The following is a 17,715-nucleotide window of genomic DNA, read 5'->3' as shown; positions in this document are numbered from 1 at the left end:
AGGATACTAGTATTTCATAATGAAGAATACTGGTCTTTTTTTATGGTTTCTTTATTTTTCCCGGGAAATAGGTCGAACAGTTGAGGTAAATAATAAAACATGTCGGATAAACAATAATTAACCGAAGGAAAAGTTTCCAATATATTTTCATGACCCCAATCGTATAGCTTACTATTATTTGCCATATATATAGACAGAGAAGAATTTCGGCGGGAGGGGTCATATTGGTTTTTTTCATTAGAAAAAAGTGGCTGGTGTGGATCGGTGTAATAATCAGCTTATTACTCATTATGCTTGTTATAAAATTTACTAAAAATGAAACCATAGCAACAATGAATTTACCTGCAACGGCTAAGGTAGTCATAATTGACCCAGGCCACGGAGGAATTGATCCGGGTGCCGTTGCAAAGGACGGAACCATTGAGAAGGACATTAATTTAAGCATCGGGCTCCACTTAAGGGAATATTTAGAACAAAGCGGTGCCTATGTGATCATGACAAGGGATACAGATAAAGGACTATATACGAATTCCAGTAAAAATAAAAAACGTGCAGATCTGGAAAAAAGAAAGGAAATCGTTCAAAACAGTGGTGGGGATTTATTTATATCCATCCATTTAAATAGCTTTACCCAAAACAGATATTATGGAGCCCAAACCTTTTATCCAAAGGAAAATCTTTTGGGTAAGGAGCTGGCCCGAATCATACAGGAGGAACTAATCAAAAATCTCGATACCGAGAATACCCGAGTGCCCTTGCCTCGTGAGGATATCTATATCATACGGGATTTGAATCTTCCCTCGGTTCTGGTGGAATGTGGATTTTTGTCTAATCCCCAGGAGTTAAAAAAATTAAAGGATTCAGACTACCAGAAGAAAATAGCCTGGGCCCTTTATGTAGGTATCCAGCGATATTTTAATGAAGCTCGTTAAAAATTGAATGTGTATAAAATTTGTGGATAATGTGCATAACTTCAGAGCAATAGAAAATTATATCTTTAATTCAAAGGTGAAAGCCAAAATGTAAAGAGGTCTAATGTGCACAAATTATCCAGAAACATGTGGACAAAATATAACCCATTAGACCCTTCTCATTATTATAACAATGATAAGGCTATTTTTTGAAATACACTATTAAAAAGTTTTACCAGGAATAATTGCATCAATTATTCCAATGACTAAGGCACCTAAAATGGCCCCTAAAGGTGTAACTCGCATGGCGGGCACAAAATACTGGGTGGCATAAAGGACGATGGCTGCCACAATAAACCCGGTGATTCCCCTTCCAAAGGGAGAAGCATCAAATTTGGCAATTCTAAAAATGAGATAATCAATTAAGCTGATAATGGCTGCAGCAAGTAGAATACTACCCATGCCTCGTATTGAAAAACCTGGTGTTAGAAAAGCAGCTACAGAAATAACAATGGCTGAAACAATAAATCTGATGATAAAGCTAATCCAACCATTGGAATTAGCTGTACGACTATCTCTTCTTTCTTCAGACATAAAACTACCTCCTCAAATAAGATTTAAATATAGCATTTGATAAAAATAATATTTTATTCAAATTTTCTCTTTTTTTTTTGAAAAAAACAAGTTAAAAAGGTCAAAAGGAGGTAATCATTTTGAAAAAGACCTTAAGGGTAGTAACATTGTCAAAAGAAGTAATCATTTATATGATTTTAGGATTTATATTACTTTTGCCAATCAATTTTTTTTATGTTTATCAAAATACCAACACATGGAGGGTTAATAGAGATCATCAGGAAGCTAAATATCAGGTTGCCATTATCATAGACGATTTCGGAAACAATCAAAAGGGCACCGAAGAAATGCTCAATCTTGGAATCCCATTGACTTGTGCAGTCATTCCTTTTTTAGAGCATAGTGCCGAGGAGGCTGAAAAGGCCTACCAATTAGGCCATGAGGTAATCATTCATTTACCAATGGAACCACACCACGGTGATCCCCGATGGTTGGGAGAAAGGGGTATTACAGTTAATCTATCGGCGGAAGAGGTAGAACAAATCGTAAGGGCCGCAATTGATCATATTCCCCAAGCCGTAGGCTTAAACAATCATATGGGATCAAAGGCCAGTGAAGACAAACGAATCGTATCGGCTATTGTAGAGGTGCTTCAGGCAAATAGCATGTATATTGTAGACAGTAAGACAAGCTACAAATCAGTCATCAAAAAAGTTGCAGCAGAAAAGGGAGTAATGGTTCTGGAACGCAGCGTATTCCTGGATAATGAAAAAAATAAAGAAAAAATAAAGGATCAATTAAGGCAATTAGCCCAAATTGCCATTAAAGAGCAAAGCGCCGTAGCCATAGGCCATGTAGGACCAGAGGGAGGGTTAATCACTGCCCGGGCCATTAAAGAAATGGAAGAAGAGATGAAGGAAATGGGGATTGAGTTTGTAAAGGTATCGACCCTGCTGGGAGGCCATCAATAGGGATTTTATAGCAGTTTAAAGGCATGAAATTGGGTAATAATTAAGATAACTAATAAAGGAAGAAGGTATAGTAATGGAAAAATGTAGTGGTTGCCAACATTATAAAGATGGGAAATGCAGCACTACCCAATGTACGGTAGAAGAAAATCACCTGGGGGAATTTAAGCATATTATAGGCGTTATGAGTGGAAAAGGAGGCGTTGGAAAATCCTCGGTAACCGCTTTACTGGCATCGGCCTTAAGGAAAAGTGGGGCCCAGGTAGGGGTACTGGATGGTGATATAATGGGACCAAGCATTGCTAGACTTTTTGGAGTAGAAGGCCCCGCCATTGGTACAGAGGATGGTATAAAGCCGGTATTATCAAAAACTGGAATCAAAATTATGTCTATGAATCTTTTGCTTCCCAAGGAAACTGACCCGGTGATTTGGAGAGGCCCTGTGATCAGCGGTGTCATTAAGCAGTTTTGGCAGGAGGTAGATTGGGGTAAACTGGATTATTTGCTGATCGACTTTCCGCCGGGAACGGGGGACGTTGCCCTGACGGTCATGCAATCTATCCCATTAAAGGGGATCATAATGGTAACATCGCCCCAGGGATTGGTGCAAATGATTGTAGAGAAGGGTGTGGCTATGGCCAACAAGATGGAAGTTCCAATTATAGGTCTATTAGAAAATATGAGCTACGTACAGCCACCAGGGTACCCTGAAGCCTATTATCTGTTTGGAGAGGGAAAAACAAAGGAAGTATCAGAGGCGTTAGGCTTGCGGTTTTTGGGGCATTTTCCCATCGACAGAGAGCTGACAATCCTGTCGGATCGAGGAGAGATTGAAACATATGAGAGTAAGCAATTCTTAGAATTAGCTAAAGACCTGATGAAATTAATGGATTAGAAGGGCTTGAGTCGGTAAGTGTACCGGGCTCAGGCCCTTCTTTTATTTAAATAATGACTTAGAATTGTTACAACTAGTAACTGGAACTGATTGTCAAGAATAATGATTTGACCCTCTAAATAAAGTATTGGTATGGCTCCAATAATTATCATTTGGGCTGATAGTATGATTTTGCTAGAAAAAATAAAAATGATAAACAAGAAAAAGAAGGAGTTAGTAAACATTTGTAGAATTATTAATTAAATAAAATGCCCATGGTGTTGTAACGAATGATGCCTTATATGTTGAAAATATAAGTATTAGGGGTTCAGAAAGGGAGAGAGAAAAATGACTGAATTGTTGATGTTAGAGATTAACGAAAAAGAGGGAACCGTCAAAACACATTCAGTGGGACATTTGTTTACAGAAAGAAATCCAGCCGGGGGTTACCAGGACGATCCAAATGAATTTAAAGACTCTGTAAGAAGTCAAACGAAACTAAAGCTTAACCGGAGAATTAGGGAAGAATTGGCGGAACACCTTAAAATGAAAATGGAGGAATGGCTTGCAATTGGAAAAGGGCAATATGCCCGTGGGGAATATCGGAATGCCTTAAAATGCCACAGTGAAGCCCTGGAATACGGTATTCAGCTAGGAGATCAAAATGAAATGGCCCGTTGCCATATAGAGATGGGGCTATGCTGCTATCGGCTATCTATACTTGATCAGGCCCTATATCATAGTCATAAGGCTATAAAATTAATCCAAGAAAAATCTAAACTACCCGACGAGATATACGGGCAGGCCTGTTATATTGAAATTTTATGCTATCATCAAAGTAAAGATTTTTCTCGATTAAAGGATGCCTTAAACCGCTTTAAAGCCCTTGAGAATCTTCCTAAAAACCATGTCCAGCGAGTCAGGCTAATTGAGATAGAGCTATTACTTAGTACAGGAGAGGCAGAGGCCCAGGTCTTGCTAAAAAGCATCGAGGAACTGAAAAAGGATATGGTTTTAAAGGCCGATATCATCAACCATCTGCTGATTGCTTCCAAGCTATATCAGCGCCTTGACCAGACAGAGCATTCAATCGCTTTGCTTAAGGAGGCTGAGACCATGGCAGCATCCCAGGGGATCATTGGAGAATTAATTGAAATTTACAGCATGTTGGGAGAATTACTGCTGGGCAATGGAGAGGTTGAGGCCGGAAAGTCCTATTTTAATAAAATTAGAAAAGTGGTTGTATGAACAACACTAGGTTTTCTGTACCCGATGCTAAGGGTACATTTTTTTTATAATACATAGGAAAAGGTATACTGCGATAAATTGTGGATCAGTAATTATTTCCATAATGCTTCTTAAGAAGGCCTACCTACAAACCTTCAAAGGAGGACTCTATTTTTTCACAACAGACATTGTAAGTTAAGGTGCTGATTGTTATAATAAAAGGGTTCCAGAAGAGAAGATGAGGTGATTAAATGGAAGAAAAAGCAGATGTAATGGTAAAAAGAGCAATTGTTCATATACTTGACCCCAATATAGGGATGCCGGTTCTATCAACCGTTGAACATCCTTCCAATACTGATATCTATGAATTTTTAGAGACCCATATTCAAAAAATAATGAAGGATCCCAATTTAAAGCCTGCTACCTTTAGTGATGAAGCATATGAGGTTAAGACAGCCATAGAAGGAATAAAAGAAGATGTAGATTATTTTGTACAGGGCTCCTCTACACTGGCAAAGATCCTTTACGAAATCATGCTAAAGCATGTGACCATACCGGCTGCCGACATGGTGGTTTGTATTTTTGAAACAATGGATGAAAGCTACCTGGGAATATTAAAATGTAATTACAAGTATTCCTATATTCATTATACAGAGGATACAGAGGATGGGAGAATCAATAGCATACTTAAGCAGAAAACAGCCCTTCCCGGGAATGGTCAAAAAATTGAAGAGGTAGCCGTTATTAATTTGAATAATATGCATATAAAGCTATTAGAAAAGGAATATGAGCTGGATGGAGAAAAACAATATTATTTTTCTCAACTTTTTCTCAAGTGCCACAATAGGCTATCAGACCTTCAAAAAGCCAAAGGTCTAAAAAAGGCAACTGAACTATTTAATAAAAAGTTTTGCAATCATGACATACAGCTATCCGACCAATTTGGTAAAGAAGTATTAAAAAGCATTGAAGAAACAGGAGAGATCGATATTCCTCAAATCAGTGAAAAGGTTTTTGGAAATAACCATGAAATGAAGGATATTTATCGAGAGCATATTGAAAAATCTGGTTTCATAGAAGAAAGGGTAGAACTCGATAACGAGGCTGTACGAAAGGTTTTTAACAAAAGAAAAATTAAAACCGATACAGGGATTGAGATAAATCTATCACTGGAGGATGAAAACAATAACCTGGAATTTATCAATCATCCTGATGGAACCATATCGATCATCATTAAAAATATTAATTCCATCAGCTATAAGTGACATTGAAAATAATTTTGTTGGAAATAATAATAAAATGATTTGGGGGCAAAGGGCCCTCTTTTTATTATCCCCTTTATAGAGGCTAATAAGAATAGCTTACATATCAACTTATATGATAATAAGGTAATTGGCCCTTTAACGAAAATAGCCCAGAGGGCTGTACAAATAGATACTAGACAAATGATGGAGGGGGTATTGAAAAATGGACAGATCAAAACAATTAGGGGAAGAAAAGATCACAACCCTGCTGAAAAAATTCTCCATTCCTGCCATTATTGGTATGCTAATTAATGCATTTTACAATATTGTTGATCGAATTTATATTGGAAATAGCGCTGATTTAGGAACCCTTGGCCTGGCTGGAATTACCATTAGCTTTCCCATTGTCATGGTCATGATGGCCCTGTCTGTGTTAATTGGAATAGGCGGAGCAACACTTTTTTCCATTCGATTAGGTGAGAATAAAAGTCATGAAGCTGGAAAAATTCTGGGCAATGCTGCTACACTGATTATCATCGTCTCAGTTATATTCACCCTGGCGGGATTAATATTTCTGGAGGAGCTTCTGGCATTATTCGGAGCCAGCCCCGAGGTAATGAGCTATGCAGGAGAATATATGAGAATCGTACTTTTCGGTGCAATCTTTCAAGGCATCAGTATGGCAGGAAATAATTTTATCCGAGCCGATGGAAGTCCGAAAATTGCCATGATATCCATGCTGTTGGGAGCTGGCTTTAATATTATATTTGACCCCATATTTATTTATCGTTTCCGTTGGGGGATGACCGGGGCAGCACTAGCCACCATTGGAGGACAAGGTCTTTCAGCCCTTTGGGTAATATACTACTTTATGGGAAAAAGAAGCTCCCACAAAATCAGCTTTAAAAATATGAAACTAGATTGGAACCTTTCAGCCCAAATAATGGCCACTGGTATTCCGGCCTTTCTGATGCAGATTGCCAATAGTCTTCTCAATATAATATTGAATAAAAGCCTTGCCTTTTATGGCGGTGATGTAGCCATATCTGCCATGGGAATCATTAATAGTGTTCAAACCCTGATGCTGCTTCCCATCATTGGAATAAATCAAGGAGCCCAACCAATATTAGGCTATAATTACGGGGCCCAAAAAAACCATCGGGTCAAGGAAACCTTGAAATGGGCAATTTTAAGCGCCACCATCATCGCTCTGGTGGCCTATTTGGGAACAAGAATATATTCAAAGGAGCTAATCACTCTTTTCAATCAAGATGAAGATTTGATCAGCTTTGGCTCAAGGGCTATGATCATATGGTTTTTCTTCCTGCCCGTTGTTGGCTTTCAAATGGTTAGTGCCAGCTATTTTCAAGCTGTAGGTAAGGTGAAGCCAGCAATCTTCCTTACCATGACTAGGCAGGTAATTCTATTAATACCAGCCCTGTTAATTTTACCTCAATATTATGGTCTGGAGGGTATTCTCTATGCGGCTCCCTTTGCCGATATCACTTCGGCCCTAATAACAGGAATTGGACTGACACTTGATCTTAAGCCCTTGGGAGGATTTCAGAAGAATGAAACTTAATCTTTTTAGTAGAAGATGATTTTAGAGAAATCCCCCCTGTGTTTTTCTTGCAAAACATTGAGTTCCTCTAAAAACAAAGGGATTGTAGGATTTGAATTGACCTTTCTCCAGGCCACCACCAGTTCATCCTCATTATGGTGCCCCTCTATGGGAATGAAGCGCAGGCTAGGACTAGATTGAGCCTCAAGGCTTCTTGGTAAAATAGCAATACCGATACCGGCTGCCACCAATAGCAGTACAGTATGAATTAATCTGGGTTCAGCCACAATATTGGGAAAAAAACCGTGATTAGCACACATCAATAGGGTTTTATTCAAGCCCTGGGGAGATTCCTCTCGATTTAAAACGATAAAGCGCTCCTGGGCCAATTCTGCAATACTAATGTGCTTACGAAGGGCCAGGGGATGCTCACAATGGACAACCACTGAGATAGGCTCTGTGGATATTTTTTTTCGTTCAAGTCCACCAATATTATCTAACCCAAAGGATAGGGTAAAGCCCACATCCAGTTCACCCGAGCTGAGGGACTCTATTAATAGACCGTGATTGTATTGATCTAGGTTCAAATCTATCTTCGGGTAGCTTTTACGAAATTGTCTTATCAAATAAGGTAAAAAGTTCCTTTCAGTATAGCCTAAAAATCCAATCCGAAGGCTGCCAATAATGCCCAATTCAGCTTGGCGGGTCTTTTCAACTGCCTCCTCAGATCGTTTTACCAAATTGATAGCTTCCGTCAGCAATACCTCCCCTGCACTGGTGAGTTTTACAGATCGTTTATTCCGGATAAACAGCTTGACGCCTATTTTCTTTTCAAGATCAGCAATTTGCTGACTGACAGCCGATTGGGCTATAAACAGTTCCTTAGCGGCTTCGGTAAAATTCAACTTTTCGGCCACAGCAATAAAATAACGTAATTGCCGCATATCCATAGATTATTCACTCCCTTCATAATATTTCTTTAAAAAGATTCCTCCTCCTATGAGAAATAATATCATTTTAATCTATTTTGTTCAATATAAATCAGTTTTACTTATTACTGATATAGCATTCTAATATTTCACAATGGAAGCAATTTTCTGTATTCTAATAATATAGGGCTTTTGCCACTTAAGGCTAGGGTAATGGAAAAAACGTTAAAGGATTAATTTTTGGAGTGGACATGTAAACGTTTTCATTCATGGTTACAAAATTGTTTTGATTTCAAGAATATTTTACAATACTTCAAAGGTAAAGTTAACAAAAAATAGAATACAATTATTATACAAAAGGAGGAAGCGGTATGTCCCACCTGAACAAAATACTTGCAATTAATCCCGGTGCCACCTCAACAAAAATTGGACTTTATGAAGAGGAAAGCTTAATATTCAAAAGAACCCTTGAACATTCAGCACAGGAATTAGACAAATCTCCCAGTATCTTCGACCAATATTCCTATCGATTAGAACTGATAATGGATATTTTAAAGGAGGAAGCCATTGATATAGCGACGTTAACTGCTATTGTAGGTCGAGGGGGGTTGTTAAAGCCCCTGGCAGGAGGCACCTATGAGGTTAATGAGGCTATGGTGGAGGATTTAAAAAAGGCGGAAAGGGGGGAACATGCATCAAACCTGGGGGCTGTAATGGCCTACAATCTTGGCCGACAGCTCAATATCCCGGCCTTTATAGTCGATCCCGTTTCAGTTGATGAAATGGAATCCGTAGCTAGAATTTCAGGCTTGGCAGAGATCGAAAGGATCAGCTTATCCCACGCTTTAAATATGAAGGCCGTTGCCCGCAAGGTGGCTAAGGCAATGGGGAGCAGCTATGAAGAAGTAAATTTAGTGGTAGTTCATCTGGGAACAGGGGTTTCCGTTACCCCCCACAGAAGGGGTAAAATGATTGATGTCAATAATGCCAAGGCTGAAGGCCCCTTCAGCCCTGACCGTTGCGGTGGACTACCGGCAGATCAATTGGTAAAGCTGTGTTTTTCAGGAAGGTACAGCTATGACCAGCTTAAGGCCATGGTTAGCAGTAAGGGGGGCTTTTATTCCTATTTTGGCACAAAGGATGCCAGGGAGGTGGAGGCCATGGCTGATGCAGGAAATCCTAAAGCAGCCCTCGTTTTAGAAGCCCTTATATATCAAGTGGCTAAGGAAATCGGAGCCATGGCGACAGTTTTATTAGGTGAAGTGGATCGAATCGTTTTAACCGGGGGGATTGCCTATTCCAAGCGGGTTGTTGAAGGAATTACCAGGCGGGTTCAATTTATTGCCCCTGTCGAGGTGATTCCAGGGGAAGAGGAGCTGGAGTCCCTTGCTTTCGGAGCCTTAAGGGTAATGAAGGGCGAGGAAAAAGCATTAACCTATCAATAAGATGAATTCAAAAGGAGGGAAAGAAATGGCCAAGGTGAAGATATTAGAGGAATACTGTAAAAGCTGTGGGCTATGTACAGATGCCTGTCCGAAGAAAATACTGGAAATAGGGAAAAAAACAAATTCAAAGGGATATTTTACAGTTCACTGTATTGATCAGGATAAATGTATAGGATGCACCCTTTGTGCAACGGTTTGTCCCGATGTTGCCATAGAGGTTTATAAATAGATGGAAAGGAGCGAATAGACAGATGGAAAAGGTACTCTTAAAGGGTAATGAAATCATTGGTGAAGCCGCCATTCGTTCAGGATGTAAATTATTTTTTGGCTATCCCATTACACCATCAACAGAGATAATAGAGTATTTGGCAAAGGAGCTCCCCAAGCATGGGGGAAGTATACTTCAGGCAGAGGATGAAATTGGAGCCATTAATATGTGCTATGGGGCCGCCTGTACCGGTACCCGGGTAATGACAGCCTCTTCAAGCCCAGGAGTCAGCTTAAAGCAAGAAGGGATCTCCTATAGTGCGGCAGTGGGACTGCCCATGGTGATTGTCAATGTAAACCGATGTGGGCCAGGGCTTGGAGGCTTGGGTCCGGCCCAGTCCGATTATTTTCAATCTACCAAGGGAGGTGGTCACGGAGATTATCGCTTAATCGTATTGGCCCCTTCCAATGCCCAGGAGCTTTATGATTTTACTATGGATGCCTTTGACTTGGCCGACCAGCATCGCAACCCGGTATTGCTGCTTACCGACGGGTTTTTAGGGCAAACCATGGAGCCGGTGCTATTAAAGGAAAAGCCAAAAGCAATGGAATATGATCGAAGCTGGGTGGTAGATGGCTGTAAAGGCAGGAAAAAACGTATATTAGCTAGCTACTCCTTGACCAATGAGATCGGAGAAGCCAATAACTTAAAATGGGAAGCAAAATATAAAAATATACAGGAAAAGGAGCAGCGTTGGGAGGAATTCAATACAGACGATGCAGACTACCTATTGGTCAGCTATGGTACAACGGCCAGAATATGTAAAAGTACTGTATTGAATGCCCGAAAAAAGGGGATCAAGCTGGGATTAATTCGGCCCATCACCCTGTGGCCCTATCCTGAAAAGGCCTTTGCCCCCTATAAGGAAAAAATTAAGGGAATTGTTACCGTAGAGCTTAATACAGGCCAGATGATCGAGGATGTTAAACTGGCGGTGGAATGCAAAGTACCAGTACACCTGTATCGCAGGCAAGGAGGCATGCTTCCTACGGAGCATGAAATACTAGACTATGTAGAAGCCACATTTGGCTTGGCTGAGGAGGTGTAATGATGGAAAAAGTATTCAGCAGAACAAAAGGGCTGACCGATGTTCCTTTCTCCTTCTGCCCGGGCTGTACCCATGGAATCATCATGAGGTTAATTGCCGAAGTATTAGAGGAACTGGATATTATTGAAGATACCATTGGGGTTTCCCCTGTTGGTTGTGCAGGTTTTTGTCAGGATTTCTTCAGCTGTGACTTTGTAGGGGCTGCCCATGGTAGGGCCCAGGCTGTGGGGACAGGAATAAAAAGAGCCCTTCCAGAGAAGATGGTCTTTACCTATCAGGGAGACGGTGATATTGCCGCCATTGGAACCCAGCATGCGATCCATGCCGCAGCCAGAGGAGAAAAAATCACCTCGATTATGGTAAATAATGGTATTTATGGTATGACAGGAGGTCAAATGGCCCCCACAACCCTGGAGGGGATGAAGACCACCACAAGCCCCTATGGAAGAAATGCCGTTCATGAAGGGGTGCCTATGGATTTTCCAAAATTAATTGCAAATCTTCAGGGTGCAGTCTATGTGGCCTCTGTTTCAGTGGATTCTCCCAAAAATATCAATCAGGCTAAAAAGGCTATCAAAAAGGCCTTCCAGGTTCAACAGGCCGGATTAGGCTTTGCCATGGTCAGTGTCCTGTCTACCTGCCCTACCAACTGGGGATTGAGCCCTGTTGAAAGCCTAAGATGGCTGCGGGAAAATATGATGCCGATTTATCAGATGGGTGAGCTTAAAGCAACCGAGGAGGTGAATAAACTATGATGGATAAAATAATACTTGCTGGCTTTGGTGGGCAAGGAGTTATGTTTCTGGGAAAGGTCCTGGCCTACGGAGGAATGGGGTCAGATCTTAAACTTTGCTGGATTCCCTCCTATGGCCCGGAAATGAGGGGTGGAACCGCCAACTGTTCAGTAATATTATCTGATGAAGAAATTTACTCTCCGGTTATAGACTATGCTGATTGCGGTATTGTCTTAAATAAGCCGGCCTACGATAAATTTGTGTCACGAATTAAGCCGGGAGGCGTACTGGTAGTAAATTCATCCCTCGTTGAAATTGATCATACAAGGGATGATATAAAAATTATTCAAATTCCTGCCACAGAGTTGGCTAATGAGATTGGGAACAGTAGTATCGCCAACATGGTTTGTCTGGGGGCCCTTTTACCAAACCTGAAGCTGATTGATTTTAAAAAGATAGAAAAGGCAATGAAAAAATTAACCCAGAAGCGACCAGAGCTTTTAGAAATCAATTTGACGGCTATTAATAAAGGCTATTCGTATCAATAGAATATTGAAGCTGTTTAATATTATTAAAAGCCCCGGTAGACTGACGGGGCTTTTTGTCATGTAATCAGGAAAGTTGTCAAAGGGGCTTAAAAATTGTAGTAAAGTTTAGTATTAACTGTTATAATAAAACATATTTATAGTTTAACAACAATGAAGGTCATGATTGAATATAACATTTTTAATATCGATAATAGCAAACTTTTTGAAAGAAAAGGACGCAAAGTCATGGGTCTAAGGGTACAGCTGTATCTATGATTGCCAGATTGCCGAAATATTTTAAGGATTAACCTATATCTTTAATGGGAAAATTAGGCAACTGCATTGGTTGCTTTTTTTATTTACTTTAAGGAAACAATGGGCAAAAGTCTGCCTTTAATAAAATAAAAGCTAGGAGGAGGTATAAAATGAAAAAACAAATTCAGAAAAAAGGCATTCGAAGTTCTTTAAAGACCAAATTAATTACCATGTCGTGTCTTCTTTTGGTAATACCGCTTTTGGCCGCCGGTTTGATCAGCTATGGTATCGCAAAGAGCGAGCTTAACAAAAAAGGGGAAGTAATACTTAAAAACAGTGTCGTACAGGCTATGCAGCTGATCGATGCCAAGGCTGAACAGGTAAAGCTGGGCTTGATAGACCTGGAGACAGCCCAGGAACAGGTAAAAACCTATCTGTTAGGCCCTATGAATTCAGAAGGAAAAAGACCGATTAATCGCAATATTGATTTGGGCCAAAATGGCTACTTTATTATTTATGATGAACATGGCTTGGAGGTAGCCCATCCCACACTGGAGGGAGATAATGTTTGGGAGGCTGAAGATAAAAGTGGAAATGGCTTTAAGCTGGTTCAAGAGCAAATTAAAATTGCCCGGAATGGCGGCGGATACGTGTACTATGCCTGGACCTTACCGGATTCGGAGCAAATAGGAGAAAAAATTTCATATCAGGAGCAGGATCCGCACTGGGGCTGGATTGTATCGGCCGGCTCCTATATGAGTGATTATAACCAGGGCTCCAATGCAATTCTTAAGGCAATATTACTGATCATTGTGGGGGCCATTTTACTGGGAGTCATTGCTATTATTTTATTTGCCAAGCATCTAACTGACCCAATCCATAAAATAAGCAAGGGCTTAGGGGAAGTAGCCCAGGGCAATTTAATCATAGAACCCCTTGTAGTGAAAAATAACGATGAAACAGGAAGACTGGCCGAATCCTTCAACGAAATGCTTGACAATATGAAGAAGCTCATATCTACTGCCAGAGATTCATCCTCTACGGTAATGAAATTTTCTGATTCCCTGGCCACCATTACGGAGGAAACCTCCAGGGCCATTAATGAAGTGTCTTATACCATTCAAGAGGTTGCCCAGGCTGTTGGAGAAGAAGCCAGGGGTACAGAAAATGCCGTAAGTAAAATGGACCAATTATCTGCAAGTATAGAAAATGTCAATAATGCTGCTGTCCATATGAATGATGTAGTAACCGAAACGGGAAGCTACAGTACTAAGGGATTAGAAAAGGTATCTACCTTAATTCATAAGAAGGATGACAGCAATCGTGCGACCGAAGAAATCAACGAGGCAATCCTTAAGGTAAATGACAGTACCGGTAAAATACATGTCATTACAGATACCATCACTCAAATTTCCCAGCAGACAAATTTACTGGCACTCAATGCCTCTATTGAGGCCGCCAGGGCTGGTGAGGCAGGTAAAGGCTTTGCTGTGGTGGCTGAGGAAATCAGGAAGCTGGCAGAGCAGTCTGCCAATGCTGTCAGCGAAATTAACAGTATTATAGAAGAAATCGATCAATATTCCAATTCCTCTGTGAAAACCATGGAATTGGTAAGGGCAGCCTCAAGGGAGCAAAACAATGCAGTGGACGAAACCAGAAATGTCTTTGAAGAAATATCCAATGCGATTGAGGAGCTGATCATGGTGGTTAACGAAATTAATCGTGAAAGTAATACCATGAAGCAAATGAAGGATGATATTGTGGTGATCATGCAAGAGATATCAGCATCAACCCAGCAGACTTCAGCAGCAACGGAAGAGGTTTCGGCCTCATCAGAAGAGCAGCTGGCGGCGGTGGAAGAGGTTTCTCACCATGCGCAGCAGCTGAAATCCTTGTCGATAGAACTGGAGGATGTAATCGAGCAATTCAAGCTTTAGGAAAATTCATTAAGATTTGAAAGGCACGCAGGGTAAATTACCTGTCGTGCCTTTTTTGCATACCTATTACTATTTTTAATCCAATTAATCAGCCATATTACAAAAAGCATCATTGCTAATATCATTCAATTAGCAAAGTTCATTGTTCAAATATACGCTATTAAGTTTTAATTTGGTATATAATACAATTAATGATGAAATTAGGCCTTGGCTAAGAGAAGGAAGTGATCAATATGAAAATCAACAGTTTAGAAAAAAGCATTTTTGATTCCCTCTATGCTGGTGTGCTGATAGCAGACCAGGCATGTATTGTCAGGTATATCAATCCATCCTATACTCGGATCACGAGGGTACTGCCCGAAGAAATTATAGGCAGGCCCTTGTCAGAAGTCAGGCCCGGTGCCCAACTGCCCAAGGTAATTAAAACTGGCCATCAAATCTTAAGAAAACCACGGAGGGAAGGTAATTCGGAATATATTGTAAATATGGTACCAATTATAGAGAACAATCAAATTATTGGTGGTATCTCAATCTTAAATGAAATAAATGACGTATATAAGCTGTCCCAGGAATTAAACCGATCCAATATGATGATTAAGACATTGGAAAAGCATGTAAAGCGTATGGGTAAGGCAAAGTATGACTTTGAAGATATAATTAGTATAGACCCTAAATCCCTTGAAACAAAAAGATTAGCCAAGAAAATTGCCCTAAGCAACTCCAACGTACTAATAACCGGTGAAAGTGGTACGGGAAAGGAGCTTTATGCCAATGCAATTCATGGAGCCAGTGATCGACAAAATGGGCCCTTTATTGCCGTAAACTGTGCTTCCTTTGAAAGTAACCTGCTGGAAAGTGAGCTATTCGGCTATGAAGAGGGGGCCTTTACAGGGGCTAAAAAAGGAGGAAAGATTGGACTTTTTGAGGTTGCCAATGGAGGAACCCTGTTTCTGGATGAAATTTCAGAAATAAATTATGGACTCCAGGCAAAGCTGCTAAGAAGCCTTCAAGAAAAAACCATTCGCCGTCTAGGGGGATTAAGCGAGATTTCCATTGACATTAGGCTCCTTTGCGCCACGAATAAACCCCTGGAAAAGATGGTTGAAGAAAGCAGCTTCAGAAAGGATCTGTTTTATCGAATTGCAGTGGTGCCAATATCGATTTTACCCTTAAGGGAAAGACCAGAGGATATTTTGCCCCTGGCCGAAGGCTTTTTAAAAGATTTCCTCAGTAAAACCAACAGGAGCTTAACTCTTTCCCAGGACGCCATGACAATGCTTTATCATTATAATTGGCCCGGTAACATCAGAGAATTAAAAAATTCCATTGAATTTGCCATTAATATGGCGGAGGATGAGGTAATACAAGCTGATCATCTTCCCAAAGCCATACAAAAAGAAGGCATCAAAAAGAATATTATTAAATTAAAATCATTGGATGAAGCGATCCGGCAGGCCGAGCTTCAGGAAATTAATAAAGCCCTGATCATCTATGGAAATACAGTAGAAGGGAAGAAACAGGCGGCACAGGCCCTGGGGATCTCCCTCGCAACCCTGTACAATAAGCTAAAGGAATAATGGTTTTTCTAAGATTTTAGAAATTTTAACTTTTAATTCTAATATTTTAGAAACTGATATGGAAGAAGATATTCCAGTAGATAAAGCTGCCATTCTATAAAAATAAAAACAAGGGAGAGTAAAAATTTCTAAATATGTAGAAATTTTTACTCTCCCTTGTTTTTAAAATGCCCATCATTAAAACGTAAGACAAAGAAAGAAAAGGCTTAGGACATTGCAACTTCAGCAAAAAAGAATTAAGAAAAATAAATTTTTAACAAATCAGGACCTTTGGCACAACAGTTGCAACATAGCGAAATTGACTAATAAAAAATATAGGAGGGATTTTGAATGCTTGCATTACTTGGCTTTTTAACTATTGTCATTCTTTTAGCACTGATTATGACCAAAAAGGCTTCGCCGGTTGTAGCATTGGTAGTTGTGCCAACCATTGCTGCCTTTGTTGCTGGCTTTGGAACCGAAGTGGGCACCTTTATCATTGACGGAATCAAATCCATTGCACCAACAGGTACCATGTTTATCTTTGCGATCCTATTCTTTGGTATCTTAACCGATGCCGGTACCTTTGAACCTATTATCAATAAAATATTAAAGATAGTAGGCCAAGATCCAATAAAAATAGCCATCGGTACAGCCATATTAGCTATGCTGATCCATCTTGACGGCTCTGGGGCAGTTACCTTTTTGGTAACGATTCCAGCCATGCTGCCCCTTTACGATGCCCTGGGTATGAGACGAACAACCCTAGCTACAGTGGTGGCCCTGGCAGCGGGAACCATGAATGTCGTTCCCTGGGGAGGCCCAACCCTTAGGGCATCAACGGCTTTGGAAATACCAGTGGTTGAATTATTTAATCCACTTTTAATTCCTGTTTTGGCCGGGATTATATTTGTCCTCTTTGTGGCATTTCTACTGGGTAAACAGGAAAAATCAAGGTTAAGCATTAACAACAATAAAAATATTCAAATCGATCGTAAGATCGACGAAGAAAAATTAGCCTTGGCAAGGCCTAAGCTGTTCATTGTCAACATTCTCACCATTATAGCGGCCATCGCTGTACTCATTATGGATAAGCTGCCGGCAACAGTCATATTTATGCTGGCCTTCTCATTCTCGCTGATTGTCAACTATCCAAGGGTAGAGGATCAAAGAAAACGAATTGATGCCCATGCCAAGGCCGCCCTTATGATGGCCAGTATTCTCTTTGCAGCAGGGGCCTTCATTGGAATCATGCAGGGCTCTGGCATTATTAAAGAAATGGCGGCCTTTACCGTATCAATTATTCCAACATCCATGGGTAGGTTTATCCCATTGATCACTGGAATCTTTTCCATGCCGGCCAGCCTACTATTTGACCCAGATTCCTTTTATTTTGGTGTGATGCCGGTACTTTCCCAGGCAGCAAAGGAATTTGGAATTTCCGGCTTAAGTGTAGGCAGGGCAGCAATTTTGGGGCAAATGACCACTGGCTTTCCAGTAAGCCCTTTAACCGGAGCTACCTTCCTGCTAACGGGGTTAACCGGAGTTGACCTGGGGGAACATCAAAAGAAAACCATTCCCTATGCCTTTGCCACCACCATGGTAATGCTGATTATTGCCCTTGTCATGGGCGTAATAGAAATATAAATAAAGGAGTT

The 17,715-nt window shown here is 40.5% G+C and carries 16 protein-coding genes and 1 riboswitch; of the genes, 14 read left to right on the top strand and 2 right to left on the bottom strand.

Features of this window, described 5'->3' with window-relative positions:
* The first annotated feature begins 224 nt into the window (after nucleotides 1–224).
* Complete coding sequence (gene cwlD, locus ACYQ1I_RS03985) at nucleotides 225–932, top strand: N-acetylmuramoyl-L-alanine amidase CwlD (RefSeq protein WP_459762604.1); 708 nt, start codon at nucleotides 225–227, stop codon at nucleotides 930–932.
* Between the two features lie 201 nt (nucleotides 933–1,133).
* Here the strand turns inward: cwlD and ACYQ1I_RS03980 are convergent, their stop codons facing one another.
* A complete protein-coding gene (locus tag ACYQ1I_RS03980; protein WP_459762602.1) occupies nucleotides 1,134–1,505 on the bottom strand; it encodes a phage holin family protein in 372 nt (123 codons plus the stop codon).
* A 119-nt stretch (nucleotides 1,506–1,624) separates the two neighbouring features.
* On the opposite strand from ACYQ1I_RS03980, the gene ACYQ1I_RS03975 reads away from it, so the two are divergent.
* The 5 genes from ACYQ1I_RS03975 (at nucleotide 1,625) to ACYQ1I_RS03955 (ending at nucleotide 7,379) form a co-directional block, all read left to right on the top strand.
* Complete coding sequence (locus ACYQ1I_RS03975; protein ID WP_459762600.1) at nucleotides 1,625–2,455, top strand: divergent polysaccharide deacetylase family protein; 831 nt, start codon at nucleotides 1,625–1,627, stop codon at nucleotides 2,453–2,455.
* Nucleotides 2,456–2,528: 73 nt separating this feature from the next.
* The gene (locus ACYQ1I_RS03970) at nucleotides 2,529–3,347 is read left to right on the top strand and encodes an Mrp/NBP35 family ATP-binding protein (RefSeq protein ID WP_459762598.1); all 819 of its coding nucleotides are present in this window, start codon (nucleotides 2,529–2,531) and stop codon (nucleotides 3,345–3,347) included.
* A gap of 327 nt (nucleotides 3,348–3,674) precedes the next feature.
* A complete protein-coding gene (locus ACYQ1I_RS03965) occupies nucleotides 3,675–4,574 on the top strand; it encodes a tetratricopeptide repeat protein (RefSeq protein WP_459762596.1) in 900 nt (299 codons plus the stop codon).
* A 230-nt stretch (nucleotides 4,575–4,804) separates the two neighbouring features.
* Entirely contained in the window at nucleotides 4,805–5,818 is a 1,014-nt protein-coding gene (locus tag ACYQ1I_RS03960; protein ID WP_459762594.1) for a nucleoid-associated protein, read from the top strand.
* 202 nt (nucleotides 5,819–6,020) lie between these two features.
* Nucleotides 6,021–7,379, top strand: coding sequence for an MATE family efflux transporter (locus tag ACYQ1I_RS03955; protein WP_459762592.1), 1,359 nt, complete (start codon nucleotides 6,021–6,023; stop codon nucleotides 7,377–7,379).
* A 5-nt stretch (nucleotides 7,380–7,384) separates the two neighbouring features.
* Here the strand turns inward: ACYQ1I_RS03955 and ACYQ1I_RS03950 are convergent, their stop codons facing one another.
* On the bottom strand, nucleotides 7,385–8,308 hold the full coding sequence (locus ACYQ1I_RS03950) for a LysR family transcriptional regulator (protein WP_459762590.1): 924 nt from the start codon (nucleotides 8,306–8,308) through the stop codon (nucleotides 7,385–7,387).
* A gap of 350 nt (nucleotides 8,309–8,658) precedes the next feature.
* Between ACYQ1I_RS03950 and buk the strand changes: the two genes are divergently transcribed.
* The 8 genes from buk (at nucleotide 8,659) to ACYQ1I_RS03910 (ending at nucleotide 17,704) form a co-directional block, all read left to right on the top strand.
* Entirely contained in the window at nucleotides 8,659–9,732 is a 1,074-nt protein-coding gene (gene buk, locus ACYQ1I_RS03945; RefSeq protein ID WP_459762588.1) for a butyrate kinase, read from the top strand.
* A gap of 25 nt (nucleotides 9,733–9,757) precedes the next feature.
* Nucleotides 9,758–9,961: a ferredoxin family protein gene (locus ACYQ1I_RS03940; protein ID WP_459762586.1), complete on the top strand. Its 204-nt coding sequence runs from the start codon at nucleotides 9,758–9,760 to the stop codon at nucleotides 9,959–9,961.
* 22 nt (nucleotides 9,962–9,983) lie between these two features.
* Nucleotides 9,984–11,048, top strand: coding sequence for a 3-methyl-2-oxobutanoate dehydrogenase subunit VorB (vorB, locus tag ACYQ1I_RS03935; protein ID WP_459762584.1), 1,065 nt, complete (start codon nucleotides 9,984–9,986; stop codon nucleotides 11,046–11,048).
* Between the two features lie 2 nt (nucleotides 11,049–11,050).
* Complete coding sequence (locus tag ACYQ1I_RS03930) at nucleotides 11,051–11,803, top strand: thiamine pyrophosphate-dependent enzyme (RefSeq protein ID WP_459762582.1); 753 nt, start codon at nucleotides 11,051–11,053, stop codon at nucleotides 11,801–11,803.
* A complete protein-coding gene (locus tag ACYQ1I_RS03925) occupies nucleotides 11,800–12,330 on the top strand; it encodes a 2-oxoacid:ferredoxin oxidoreductase subunit gamma family protein (RefSeq protein ID WP_459762580.1) in 531 nt (176 codons plus the stop codon). Before ACYQ1I_RS03930 ends, ACYQ1I_RS03925 begins: the two co-directional genes overlap by 4 nt.
* Nucleotides 12,331–12,512: 182 nt before the next feature.
* Nucleotides 12,513–12,601, top strand: a riboswitch (cyclic di-GMP riboswitch).
* A gap of 133 nt (nucleotides 12,602–12,734) precedes the next feature.
* The gene (locus ACYQ1I_RS03920) at nucleotides 12,735–14,501 is read left to right on the top strand and encodes a methyl-accepting chemotaxis protein (RefSeq protein ID WP_459762578.1); all 1,767 of its coding nucleotides are present in this window, start codon (nucleotides 12,735–12,737) and stop codon (nucleotides 14,499–14,501) included.
* Between the two features lie 233 nt (nucleotides 14,502–14,734).
* Nucleotides 14,735–16,078 carry a sigma-54 interaction domain-containing protein gene (locus ACYQ1I_RS03915; protein ID WP_459762576.1) on the top strand — a complete coding sequence of 448 codons (1,344 nt, stop codon included), beginning with the start codon at nucleotides 14,735–14,737 and terminating at the stop codon, nucleotides 16,076–16,078.
* A gap of 330 nt (nucleotides 16,079–16,408) precedes the next feature.
* Nucleotides 16,409–17,704, top strand: a complete 1,296-nt coding sequence (locus ACYQ1I_RS03910; protein ID WP_459762574.1) for a CitMHS family transporter — start codon at nucleotides 16,409–16,411, stop codon at nucleotides 17,702–17,704.
* Nucleotides 17,705–17,715 lie beyond the last annotated feature (11 nt).

The sequence above is a fragment of the Alkaliphilus crotonatoxidans genome, from assembly GCF_054658015.1.
Note: the sequence above shows the minus strand (reverse complement) of the source record. Positions and strands in the feature narration are given on the sequence as shown.

What these genes read in the sequence shown, in the direction of transcription:
- ACYQ1I_RS03980 (WP_459762602.1), bottom strand. Translation starts at nt 1,505, where the DNA reads ATGTCTGAAGAAAGAAGAGATAGTCGTACAGCTAATTCCAATGGTTGG.
- ACYQ1I_RS03970 (WP_459762598.1), top strand. Translation starts at nt 2,529, where the DNA reads ATGGAAAAATGTAGTGGTTGCCAACATTATAAAGATGGGAAATGCAGC.
- ACYQ1I_RS03965 (WP_459762596.1), top strand. Translation starts at nt 3,675, where the DNA reads ATGACTGAATTGTTGATGTTAGAGATTAACGAAAAAGAGGGAACCGTC.
- ACYQ1I_RS03960 (WP_459762594.1), top strand. Translation starts at nt 4,805, where the DNA reads ATGGAAGAAAAAGCAGATGTAATGGTAAAAAGAGCAATTGTTCATATA.
- ACYQ1I_RS03955 (WP_459762592.1), top strand. Translation starts at nt 6,021, where the DNA reads ATGGACAGATCAAAACAATTAGGGGAAGAAAAGATCACAACCCTGCTG.
- ACYQ1I_RS03950 (WP_459762590.1), bottom strand. Translation starts at nt 8,308, where the DNA reads ATGGATATGCGGCAATTACGTTATTTTATTGCTGTGGCCGAAAAGTTG.
- buk (WP_459762588.1), top strand. Translation starts at nt 8,659, where the DNA reads ATGTCCCACCTGAACAAAATACTTGCAATTAATCCCGGTGCCACCTCA.
- ACYQ1I_RS03940 (WP_459762586.1), top strand. Translation starts at nt 9,758, where the DNA reads ATGGCCAAGGTGAAGATATTAGAGGAATACTGTAAAAGCTGTGGGCTA.
- vorB (WP_459762584.1), top strand. Translation starts at nt 9,984, where the DNA reads ATGGAAAAGGTACTCTTAAAGGGTAATGAAATCATTGGTGAAGCCGCC.
- ACYQ1I_RS03930 (WP_459762582.1), top strand. Translation starts at nt 11,051, where the DNA reads ATGGAAAAAGTATTCAGCAGAACAAAAGGGCTGACCGATGTTCCTTTC.
- ACYQ1I_RS03925 (WP_459762580.1), top strand. Translation starts at nt 11,800, where the DNA reads ATGATGGATAAAATAATACTTGCTGGCTTTGGTGGGCAAGGAGTTATG.
- ACYQ1I_RS03920 (WP_459762578.1), top strand. Translation starts at nt 12,735, where the DNA reads ATGAAAAAACAAATTCAGAAAAAAGGCATTCGAAGTTCTTTAAAGACC.
- ACYQ1I_RS03915 (WP_459762576.1), top strand. Translation starts at nt 14,735, where the DNA reads ATGAAAATCAACAGTTTAGAAAAAAGCATTTTTGATTCCCTCTATGCT.
- ACYQ1I_RS03910 (WP_459762574.1), top strand. Translation starts at nt 16,409, where the DNA reads ATGCTTGCATTACTTGGCTTTTTAACTATTGTCATTCTTTTAGCACTG.